Origin of the sequence: Roseobacter sp. EG26 (genome assembly GCF_049830555.1) — a bacterium.
Classification (GTDB): domain Bacteria; phylum Pseudomonadota; class Alphaproteobacteria; order Rhodobacterales; family Rhodobacteraceae; genus Roseobacter.
On record NZ_JBNBLH010000030.1, the window covers coordinates 1 to 11,261 of the forward strand.

An 11,261-nucleotide genomic window follows, 5' to 3' on the forward strand; every position below is an offset into this window, starting at 1 on the left:
GAGATCACGGTGCGAGCGTAACCCCAACAAGGCCACGACCCGCGTGTCGATCAGTAGGCCGGATACATATGAGCGACTTCCGAGAACGTGCGAAGAAATCAATTGCGAACAGCAGCCGGTACATACAAATGGGCCGTCTGCGAAGGTAATTCGGGCTGCAGATTAACCGATGCTGTTACGGCACCGACGGCAGGAATGAGCCCACAGCAACCGATACTACGCTTTGCACGAATGGCAGCTTTTGCGTATCATTCCTGAAAAACAGAGTGCCCCATGAACCAAAACCATTCTTCACCCCTCAACCAAACACTAACGCTGCCCTGCGGCTCCAAACTCAAAAACCGAATAGCCAAATCAGCGATGTCTGACTCGCTGGGCGACGGCGCTGGCAATCCAACAGACGACCAGATCAACCTTTATGAACGCTGGGCCAAAGGTGGCCTTGGGTTGTCGATCATCGGAGAAGTTCAGGCCACGCCCAAATATGCCGAAAAACCCGGCAACCTAATCGTGGGCGACGATTCAGACCACTATCAGCTCAAACAGCTCGCCCGTGCGGGTGCAACGGATGGCGCTCAACTTTGGTTGCAACTCGGTCACGCTGGCGCAATGGCAGATGCCCCGATCAGCACACCTAAAGGGCCAAGCGCACTAGATCTGCCCGGCCTGGCTTGTGGTGCTTTGTCATTGGAAGAGATCATAGCGTTGCCTTCCGAGTTTGCCCGAACCGCCACCATTGCGAAAGAGCTTGGGTTTGGCGGTGTTGAAATTCACGCAGCACATGGGTTCCTGCTGAACCAGTTTCTTTCGCCGTTGTTCAACAGACGCGAGGATGCCTATGGGGGGGCTTTGCAAAACCGGATGCGGCTGTTACTGGAAGTCATCAACGCCGTGCGTAATGCTGTTGGGCCGGACTTCCCCATTGGTGTCAAACTGAACGCCACCGATCAGCTTGAGGGCGGCTTTGCAGAGAACGAGGCTCTTGAGGTGGTTGCGGCGGTAGACCAAACAGCCATCGACCTAATCGACATCAGCGGTGGCACTTACTTTCCCGGCGCAAAGTCATCATCTGACCGCGCTGGCTCTGGCCCATACTTTTTGGACTTCGCAGAGCAGGCGCGTTCAAAAACCAGCATTCCCTTGATGGTGACAGGTGGGTTCAAAACGCTCGCTCAAGCCGAAAGTGCCGTAGCGGATGGCAAGGCCGACATCATTGGAATGGCACGTGCTTTGGTAGTCGATCCCGAATTGCCGTATAACTGGCTAGCAGGTGAACGAGGAGAGCCGCAGTTTCCGCGTTTCAATAACCCACCTGAAGGTGGTGTGACCGCGTGGTTTACGATGCAAATTACCCAACAGGCTAGAGGCGAAGCCGGGCTGTCCCCCGATGATCTGGCTAACGCTATCGAGGCTTACGAGGATCGAGATTACGCTCGGCGCAAGATTTGGAATTCGACGTTTAGCTGACATTGGCGCAGCTGCAGCGAATTGGCGCTTTGTCCGCACACCCATTAGAGCAGTCCTTGGATTGAATGTCTCTTCCCGGCTGGCTCCATTCAAGCGAGCAAAGCCGACAGTTTGCGGCATGGAGTTCAAACGCTACAGACCAAACAGTTCCACACAGTTCAGTTCGTAGTGGAGATAGGCCCAGAAAACAGCAAAGGCCACGCCAACAGACGCCACGACAACAGCTATGCTGGTCCGACCAAATCTCCTCAAGACAAAAGCGAGGGCCAGCCCGACGATTGCGATGGTCCAGCTTTCGATGTCGGAAAAGGTCGAGTGCAGACACTCTTGATAGTTCATTTAGGCCTTGCCGTCATTGGGTTTGCTGAAAACAGATGTTTGACAGAAACGATCCTGATGGCAATGTCGACCTGACCTTGCTGGATATTGGGCCGTTACTAAAATCCGATGTCCGCTTTGGGGCTGGACCGGTCGACTGACCAAAACTGTCGGATGGCAACTCTGAGCCCAAATAGTTCAATGCTGCATTGGTTAGCGACGACCGAAACCAGAATACAAAGCGGTCGCAGTTCCCAGAAGCTGCCCGAGGCTCATTTTGGGAATACGACGGGGAAAGGTGTTGAACGTCGCGACCAGTAGAAAACATTTGATCTGTTTGCGCGGTATTCGCAGCCTTAACAAATCAAAGCTGACCAGAGGGACCATATTTCGTCAATTTCGACGGCAACAGACATAAGCTTGTCGGGGTCTGTCGTCTTCAGGGAATTTCGTCAATTCGCGCAAATGGACAAAGCCCGACTGTCGGGATGAAGCAGCCAGGAATCTTAAAAATGAGTGTTTGAAGGCATTCGGCCGGACCACGTTCTAGTAGCCACTTTGGAGTTTTGGCTGGCGGCCGGAGTTTGTTGTTCGATCCACTGGTCTTTTAGGTCTACTGAATCTTCCTCAACAGACTGATGGATTTACTGGGTGCCTCGCCGAATTCTTGCCGGTAGAGCTTGGCGAAGTTGCTGACGCTTGAGAAGCCGGATGCGTGAGCAATCTCCGCAACCGTGTTGTATTGATCCAAAAGGATCAGATTGCGAGCGAAGTTCAGGCGCACCGACCGAATGAACGCGGCGGGAGATTGCCCATTAGCCTCCTTCAGCCGACGTCCAAGCGTTTTTTGACTGATTGCGAGTTTGGATGCGAGCTTCTCAACGCCAAACTCATGATCCGCCAAGCTGTCGAGAACACATTCCGTGATACGATTCAAGAACTGCTGTTTGGCCGAAAGATGATGCCGGGTTTCCGGATCACCTTGCAGGGCATCCTCCAGCGCTTCGAGGCGTGCAGTGGTTGCTTTTTCGGTTGCCCGTTGCTCATGACGGATGTCTTCGAGTTGCCGTTCCATTAACGCGAGCTCATCAACGGCGGATAGCCTTTCTCTCTGTAGCCCGCGCACCATCGTTGATATCGCCACCATCATGAACAGCGTTTCGCCGAGGATTGCCAGATAGTATCCCCACATAAGCGGGCGCATCAGCACCAATTCGTAGGCAAAATTCGCATTGGTAATGTTGATAGGAACCATGAAGGCGAAAACCGCGATGGCAAGCCCCAAACTCAAAGAAAGCAAGGACCCGGCAATGGGCCAGGCTTGAGGCAGACCCTCTCGAATCTTTCGGATCGCGAACACAAGCAGCGCCAACGGGCAAACGAAGTAGAGCAGATGCAGCGGGGTTGAGAGGCGCCAGGGGTCCAGCACTGCCAACGCGGTGGCACTGAGTGCGATACAGGACAGCGTAACAAACAACCGGCGCCAAACGCGTGTGTCGGTGCCCGCATTGAGTAGAATGCGGCAATACTGAATATTTACGAAAACACTCAGTCCGGCAAAGAACTCCGAGATCGGCATCAGGGTTGTGACCGGAAGAGTGACCCCGAAATACTTGTTTAGCCATCCATTGAATATGAATGAAAACGCAAACTGACACAGCATGTACAGGGTATAATACTGATAGTATCGCACGTGGATTTGCCGAAAAACAATCAGGCTGATAACGGCAAACAGGGCCACGTAGCACAAGAACAGCGCTCTGATTATCATGATGAGCGTGCTCCAATCGAAAAACAGCTCATCAGACATGAGAATGGCCGTGATGGTGGGCTCAAACGTTCCTGCAATGCGCAGGTAAAGCAACAGCTCTTCACCTGGTTCCAGTACGACGGGAAAGCCGGTATTGAATTCGGTATTGTCTCTGATTTCAAAGGGGACGGTTTGCCCCGTGCGTGCACGCTCGATCAGCGACCCGTTCTGGTCTTCAAACAAAACCACCTCATCAAAGTTCGCTTCGATGAACGTGACGACCCAACGCTGTTGTTCCGGAAACGAATTGCGCAGCACAAAGCGCAACCAAACCGACTGACCTGGCAACGGCGCATGGAAAATCCCTGCGCAGTTGGCCGGTGCAAACACAGCGGTGCCGATACGATCAGGCACCATATCCCCGGCATGATCCAAATGGTACTCCGCTTGAAGGGTGCGGAGTTGACCAGTCGGTAAATCCGACAATGTATTTGCCACAGCAGATATCTGCTGCGGATGCTGGCAGGCCTGATCAGAAGGCGCCGCCGCCCAAACGACAGCGGCGCTACAAGACAGCAGAAACATCGCGCAGGCCATAGCATAGTATCTGATCATCGTTCCCAACCAACACTGTGTGCTTCAACGGTTCTATGCGACTTCTCGGCATCCGACAGCGCTCATTCGGGACAAACTTGGCCACGTTTGGGTCAAATGTCGGTACACCGGTTTTCTTTGCCCGGCCAAGCAGGGTTTGATGATGCCCGTAACTGCAGCTCATTTCAACTTCGGAGGGAGCTTCCCTGAGGCTGGAACAGGCCACGCAGACATCATTCGCGCGCGTCCTCATATCGGGGCAGCTTCAGACCGCACAGCTCTGTGTGCATGAAACGTCCCAGAGGCCTGTCGAGCAGGACTATTGATAAGGAGAGATAGATATGACCTTTAAAGCCTTTGCCTTTGCCACAGCTCTGGTTGCGCTGACGGCGACATCGAGCCTAGCTGCTACCGTCAAGTTGAACGTCGTCGGCGGCCAACTGCTGGGCGCCAGAAACGTCGATGTCGACGGCACGCTTTATGACGTGAAGTTTGTAGATGGCACCTGCGTAGAGATCTTTGATGGATGCGACAGTGTGTCAGATTTTGCTTTTCAGACATTTGAGTTGGCCACCACGGCAGCCATCAGCCTCAGCAAGACTGTCTTCATCGATGGACCTTTGGGGAATTTCGACAGCGCCCCCGAGCTCACAAATGGTATCGAAGCAACCAAGCTGAGCTTTATCCACATTCCATTTGGGTTACCTTCCGCCTCCAGGAACGAAAGTGCCGAAACACGCGTGTTTGCCAATCGCGACGTAGCCGATAATTTTTGGCTCGGTTTGCCACTCATTGACTTCGACTTAACCAACAATAATGGCTCCACTTTTGCCCGTTTCACGCCATCGCGAATTACTGCCGTTCCTTTACCTGCGGGCGGGCTGCTCTTGATTGCAGGTCTTTTCGGGCTCGGTGCGGTGCGGATGGGGCGCAATGGACGAGCAACTCGCTAAGACCCAGTTAGCACTCCAAGGGCGGCATCCTGGATGTCGTATCACGTTTCATGGATGATCACGCCCACGCGGAGGCATTTGGACCGGACCCCAGCAGCCATCTTGCTGCTTGCGAGAGGCGTGAACCCGTAACACCAACAGCCAGTGCCCAGGCATCCCCTGGACATTTGCTGCAAGACCTACCGGCGATCCTCGCTGCTGGTTTAATCTGCGGGCTGCTCACGGCGATGTTTGCTATCTCGGCCGCCACTCTGCTGTTCGCGTCAGTACTCAGCACATACATCTCGCTGGCCGTTGGCATCTGTCTCTTTGGAACCATCGTTCTAAGCATTGTGATCGCTCTTTTCAGCTCCCTTCCCGGCATGTTGTCTGTGACGCAGGAGGTGACGGTTGTAACGCTGGCCGTCATTGCAGCGTCGATCCACAGCACGATGTTCGCGGCGCATACAGAGGCTGAAATCCTCGCCACGATAATTGTCATGATCGGATTGGCAACAGCACTGACGGGTGCAGCCCTCTTGGCTATGGGGCTTTTCCGCCTCGGTCGGTTGATCCGGTTCATCCCCTATCCGGTTCTGGCCGGTTTTCTGGCAGGAATGGGCTGGCTGATCGTCTCGGGCGGAATGGCCGTTACCTTGGGCACACCTCTTACCGTACAGAACCTCCAGTCACTGATTGAGGTCCCAAACCTGCAAAAATGGCTCCCCGCCGCCGCCTTCGCGCTCGTCGTCGATCTCGCGGCTCGGCGCAACAGAAGCCCACTGGTCCTGCCGCTTGCAGCCGCCAGCACTGTGTTTGTGTTTCATGTGTCCGTCTGGATGCTCGACGTGCCCATTGCCGAGCTTCAAAGCCACGGGTGGCTCTTTGTTACACCGCAAGACAGCAACATTACCTTGCCGTTCCAAGGCAACCCGCTTGCGCAAGCCGATTGGGCGGTGATCTGGTCAGAGCTCCCAAAGATGAGCGCGCTACTGGCCATCAGTGGCACAGCGCTGCTCTTGGCATCCAGTGGTATTGAGCTATCCCTGGGGCGCGACATCAATCTGGATCGTGAGCTGCGGGCTGCTGGTCTTGCAAACATGCTCGCAGGTGCGGGGGGCGGGGCTGCGGGCTTTCAGGGGCTCGGTCTGACCATGCTGGCAAATCATCTGGGCGCGCACTATCGGATCACAGGGGTGTTGGTGGCAGCCGTATGCGGGGTGGTATTACTCTACGGCACGACCTTGCTGAGCGTCATTCCAATCCCGCTATTTGGGGGTCTTCTGCTCTGGATCGGTGGCGGGTTACTCTATCAATGGCTGATCGGCATCTACGCGAAGGTCTCGCGGCGTGAGTACCTCGTCGTCCTGCTGATTGTTGCTCTGATCATCAATGTCGGGCTGCTGGAGGGGCTATCCGTCGGTGTTTTGGCGGCTGCCACACTCTTCCTGCTGGAGTATGCGCGCATCGACATCGTGAAGTATACAATAACCGGTGAAACCTATCACAGTCGCGTCGGGCATGATCCCGATGACCAGGCCTATCTTCGGGAGAACGGTGCGAAGATACAGCTTCTAAGGCTTCAGGGCTTCGTCTTTTTTGGCTCCGTGCACCACCTGCGCCATCGCGTCCAAGGATGTTTCGAGACGTCCGATGCGTCGGAAATGCGCTTTCTCATTCTGGATTGCCGGGATGTCACTGGCTTTGACTCTTCAGCCAGCCAGATTCTCGCTAAAATCTGCGACACCGTTTGGGGTAAGCAAGGCCGACTGATCGTCGCCGGGCTCAAACCCACCCTCTCCAAACGGTTGAAAAAGTTGATCCTGAACGGCAAGCATGGCCCACCTCTGTTGCATTTTGACGATTTAGACCAAGCTGTCACTTGGTGCGAAGACCGTCTGTTACGGGACTGGGAGCACCGCCCCTGTACGCGAAACGTCCAACGCTTTGCAGATAGGCTGGCTCGTGATCTCGACTATCCGCACGCTTTTAAAGCCCTGAGACCATATCTCCAAAAAATTGTGCTTAATGCACAGAGCCCACTGATCCAGCAAGGCGACGCGGGGTCGGACATCTACTTCATCGAAGATGGATTTGTAAAAGTTCAGTTGGAGACACCGACTGAACTGCCCGTGCACTTGCGCACACTGGGTCCTGGTACAATTGTTGGAGAGATGTCGTTCTTCTTACAGCGCGCCCGAACAGCGTCTGCGATAGCGGAAACCGGCGCAATTCTCTGGCGGTTGAGGCAGGATGATTTGTTGCAGATGACGCGCACGCAGCCCGAATTGGCTCACACGCTCCGTACCTATTTCCTGCGAACCATCGCAGAGCGCCTCGATCAATCAAACGCGCTTGTCCGTTCCTTGATCGATTGAGCTCATTTCTTTTCAAGGAAAACTACAAGAGCAGCTTGCGCTACTGCCGCATTTGCTGCTGTTACAGATGTAGCTAAAGCAGACCTATGTGCTCGGAACATCAAGGTCCGGTTCTTTGTCCGCACACCCGTTAGAGCAGTCCTTGGATTGAATGTCTCCTCCGGGCTGGCTGTGGTCACCTGACCAAAACCTTCAGATGTCGGCTGCGAGCCCAAACTGACCAATGCTGCGAGTTGCACCAATGGCGCTAAGCGCAAGAATCTACTGGTGGCGGCATCACTTTCCATCTTTACCACCTGTTGTTTAAGTACCCTTAAGACGGGCTCGAAAAACATGCTTTTGGGGTGAGTCGAGGGCGTAACAAACAGCGCCGGGCAAGTTCTGTCGGCAAAAGGATGGCAGCTCGATGAAACTCAAAAAGAAACTCACCCTCATGATTGCGGGATTGGTTGCGCTCTCTCTCGGGGTTTTGTCACTCGTCGCAATTGTGTCCCAAAAGAATAGCACCGAAGAAATGATCGTCGCGCAGTTGGCAGACCGTCGAGACGCAGCGCTGGATGGCTTTAACGCCTACCTGACTACCATCGAACAGGATGTAAACTTGTGGTCATCCATGGCGATGACGCGGAACGCTCTGAATCGGTTTTCGAATTCATGGGACGCACTTGGGTCCGGTGCCGAAAAACAGCTTCAAAGGCTCTACATAGAGGACAATCCACATCCTGTCGGGGAAAAACACAACCTGCTGTCTCCTGGCGATGGCAGTCAATATTCTTATGATCACAGCAGTTTCCATCCGAGCTTCACCGCCTTGCAACAGGAACGAGGCTATTATGATGTGTTCCTGCTGGATGCCGACGGGGACCTTGTTTATTCCGTATTTAAAGAGGCCGACTTTGCCACCAATTTCGAGACTGGGCAATTTGCCAACACCGGGCTTGGCGAGGTGTTTCGGGCTGCGCGTGATGGCCAAGCGGGAGAAATCTCATTTACGGACTTCGCCCCCTACGCTCCCAGTCAGGGAGCGCCGGCAAGCTTTATCGGAAAGAAGGTCCTTGGAGAGGGTGGAGAATTCCTCGGAGTCATCGCTTTTCAGATGCCTATCGATACTCTGTCGGCGCTGGTAGGCGATCTCGGCGATGGCATCCATGCCATGATCATTGGAAGTGACGGACTTCTCAGAAATGAAGATCCTCGTTTCGGGACGGATACATTTCTCAAAGAGAACGTTTCCGGGAGCGCTATAGCTGCGGCTCTTTCAGGAAGCGCCAGCACAATGACAGATATGCGAGATGGAACCCAATATCTCCAAGCAGCAGCACCGTTGCTGTTCCAGGGGGCTTCCTGGGCATTTGTTGGTGAAGTCGATGAAAATCTGGCATTTGCACCTGTGCAAAATATGCGCAACAAATTGTTGCTGATCGTCGCTGGATGTCTGGGTGTTGCAGTTGTCGCATCGGTGTTTCTTGCACGATCGATATCCACACCTGTCGTGTCTCTGACCAGTACCATAAGCAGACTGACCGATGGTGAGCTGGATGCCGAAGTTCACTACGCTGACCGCAAGGATGAGATCGGCGCGATCGCCAAAAGCATCGACTATTTCCGAGAGAAGCTAAAGGAAGTTGAAGCGGCCCGCGCTGACAAAAGCGCCGCCGAGGCGCGCGAGCGAGAGGCTTTGGCCGAGCAGCAACGCGCTGAGGCGGAGGCGCTGGCAAAAGAGAAGGAAGCCGAAGAGCAACAGCGGCTTGACGCCGAAGCCAAACGTGCCTCTGAACTCGTAATAGCTGAGGAAATCGCCAACGTTGTTTCGGCCTGCGCATGTGGAGATTTCGGTCAGCGGCTCGATATGGTTGGCAAGGATGGTATTTTCGCCGAGCTCTGTGCGGGCATCAACCAGATTGCCGAAACCACAGAGACGAACATCAATGATATTGTCAATTGTATCGGCGAACTGTCCAAGGGCAACCTTGGCGTCCGCATCGACGGCGAGCGTCAGGGGTCCTTCCTCCAGATGAAGGATGATTTTAATGCAGCGCTGGCAACGCTTTCTCAGACCATGGCACAGATCATGCAAAGCGGTTTGAGTGTATCTTCGACATCTTCAGAACTGGAACAATCGTCCCTCAACATGGCAAAACGCGCAGAGGATAACGCGGCAGCCGTCGAGGAAACTTCGGCAGCCGTCGAACAGATTGCGGCCAGTATCCGTCAAGTAGCGGCTAATTCGAAGGCTGCTGATGAAGCTACACGGCGGGTACGTGAGAGCGCGGATAAAAATCGCGAGATATCTGAGGAAACCGAGGCTTCGATCAACGTGATGACGGAGGCCTCTGCCCAAATCAATCGCGTTGTCAAAGTGATTGAGGATATTGCATTCCAAATCAACCTCCTGGCCCTGAACGCGGGTGTGGAGGCCGCGCGCGCCGGTGAAGCTGGTCGTGGATTCTCCGTCGTGGCTTCCGAAGTGCGTGCCCTTGCGCAGCGCTCTCAGGATGCCGTGCAGGAAATCAGCACGGTGATTGAGCGGAACACTCAAAGCGTCGAAGCTGGCGTTGAAAAAGTCGGGAAATCCCGAAGAGCGCTGGAAGACATCATCTCGGAGGTTGAGGTGGCGTCCGACCAAATCTCCGACATCGCTATTGCGGTTGATCAACAGTCGATGGGCGTTGAGGAGGTGAACACCGCGATCCGATCCATCGATTCAACGTCGCAGACTAATGCTGCTGCCTTGGAAGAAATGACGGCCTCCAGTGTCTCGCTGAACGAAGAAGCGAAAGCCCTGGGCGAAGCGCTCAGCCATTTCCACGGTGTTTCTGAAGAGAAGGCTGGAGTTCGAGATTCCGAGATCATTCCGTTTGATCGGAAGCCAGCTGTCGACGCCATCACCCTCCCGAAGAAAAAGGCATCCGCAGGTGGCGGAAGCTCCCTTGATGACAGTTGGGAAGAGTTTTAATCGGCGATCCCTTCGCTACCCGCATCTGCAAATGCGGCTGCGTCGTGCTTCAATCCGCAGGGCAGAAATGCGCAAGAGGCGGACTTTGTAAGGCTGGGCTAGTGGCCCGGATCGTTGCGTCAGGCCTTCATACAAAATTGAGATGAGGGTAGTCCGCGATCCGTGAGTTCGACCGCGTCCGCATTTCGCCCGTGCAACGAACGGCTATGCGGGCTGCGACCGCAGCATCTTGACCGGTCGGTGAAAGGTAGGTTTGGGCCGCTTACAGCGAAGGCTGTTTTCCCGCCGTCACCAGAATTCCAGCGCCATCGCATGGCTGCCTCGAGCCCAAAGTGACCAGCCTTGACCCGTTGATCATTGCCACATTAGTGGCGTTCATTGCATGTTGCAAGAATGAGCAAAAAACACCCAAGACTTGATCTGAATAGACTGAGAGAAATTGGTTGGTCTCTGTGGGACCCAATCGGTTTGGATGGCAAATCGGATATCTGGAGGGACGAGACTTTTGTAGATGAATATGACACCTATCTGATGAAAGCGGCCGGAATGCTGCGAAATCAATGCTCTCTAGCGGAGGTTGTCGAGTATCTCTTCTTCATTGAGACCGAATACATGGGGCTTGGTATTGGAACAAACGAGAGTGAGCTTCGCAAAAAACTCCTGAAGGTCGCACAGGCTATGAATGATGATATGCTGATTTGGAGTGACGGCAATTCCGCTGACCCCTCTTTGTAATTTCTGAACGGCAGCTTCTCTAATCGGGCGTTTGGGTCAAGTTCATTTCATCGTTTCCATGCTTTGGGATCGTGTCTCTCATCCGGGTCAAGCTTCTCTCCGCAGTCAATAATGGTCCGGTTCGGTTGGAC

General features: G+C 54.2%; 8 protein-coding genes. 5 read left to right on the forward strand and 3 right to left on the reverse strand.

Annotation, left to right across the window (positions count from 1 at the left end):
- Window positions 1–273 precede the first annotated feature (273 nt).
- Window positions 274–1,467, forward strand: a complete 1,194-nt coding sequence (locus tag ACOTTU_RS24590; RefSeq protein ID WP_425662127.1) for an NADH:flavin oxidoreductase/NADH oxidase family protein — start codon at window positions 274–276, stop codon at window positions 1,465–1,467.
- 132 nt (window positions 1,468–1,599) lie between these two features.
- Here ACOTTU_RS24590 and ACOTTU_RS24595 read toward each other — a convergent pair whose 3' ends face one another.
- Window positions 1,600–1,806, reverse strand: coding sequence for a hypothetical protein (locus ACOTTU_RS24595; RefSeq protein ID WP_425662129.1), 207 nt, complete (start codon window positions 1,804–1,806; stop codon window positions 1,600–1,602).
- A 592-nt stretch (window positions 1,807–2,398) separates the two neighbouring features.
- On the reverse strand, window positions 2,399–4,150 hold the full coding sequence (locus ACOTTU_RS24600; RefSeq protein WP_425662131.1) for a helix-turn-helix domain-containing protein: 1,752 nt from the start codon (window positions 4,148–4,150) through the stop codon (window positions 2,399–2,401).
- 320 nt (window positions 4,151–4,470) lie between these two features.
- Here ACOTTU_RS24600 and ACOTTU_RS24605 point away from each other — a divergent pair, with 320 nt between their 5' ends.
- The gene (locus ACOTTU_RS24605) at window positions 4,471–5,082 is read left to right on the forward strand and encodes a VPLPA-CTERM sorting domain-containing protein (RefSeq protein ID WP_425662133.1); all 612 of its coding nucleotides are present in this window, start codon (window positions 4,471–4,473) and stop codon (window positions 5,080–5,082) included.
- A 50-nt stretch (window positions 5,083–5,132) separates the two neighbouring features.
- Entirely contained in the window at window positions 5,133–7,439 is a 2,307-nt protein-coding gene (locus ACOTTU_RS24610; protein WP_425662135.1) for a SulP family inorganic anion transporter, read from the forward strand.
- Window positions 7,440–7,441: 2 nt separating this feature from the next.
- On the opposite strand, the gene ACOTTU_RS24615 is transcribed toward ACOTTU_RS24610, so the two are convergent.
- Window positions 7,442–7,726: a hypothetical protein gene (locus tag ACOTTU_RS24615; RefSeq protein ID WP_425662137.1), complete on the reverse strand. Its 285-nt coding sequence runs from the start codon at window positions 7,724–7,726 to the stop codon at window positions 7,442–7,444.
- A gap of 227 nt (window positions 7,727–7,953) precedes the next feature.
- Here ACOTTU_RS24615 and ACOTTU_RS24620 point away from each other — a divergent pair, with 227 nt between their 5' ends.
- Both ACOTTU_RS24620 and ACOTTU_RS24625 read left to right on the forward strand, forming a co-directional pair.
- Window positions 7,954–10,395 carry a methyl-accepting chemotaxis protein gene (locus ACOTTU_RS24620; protein ID WP_425662139.1) on the forward strand — a complete coding sequence of 814 codons (2,442 nt, stop codon included), beginning with the start codon at window positions 7,954–7,956 and terminating at the stop codon, window positions 10,393–10,395.
- 393 nt (window positions 10,396–10,788) lie between these two features.
- Window positions 10,789–11,130, forward strand: a complete 342-nt coding sequence (locus ACOTTU_RS24625) for a hypothetical protein (protein WP_425662141.1) — start codon at window positions 10,789–10,791, stop codon at window positions 11,128–11,130.
- Window positions 11,131–11,261 lie beyond the last annotated feature (131 nt).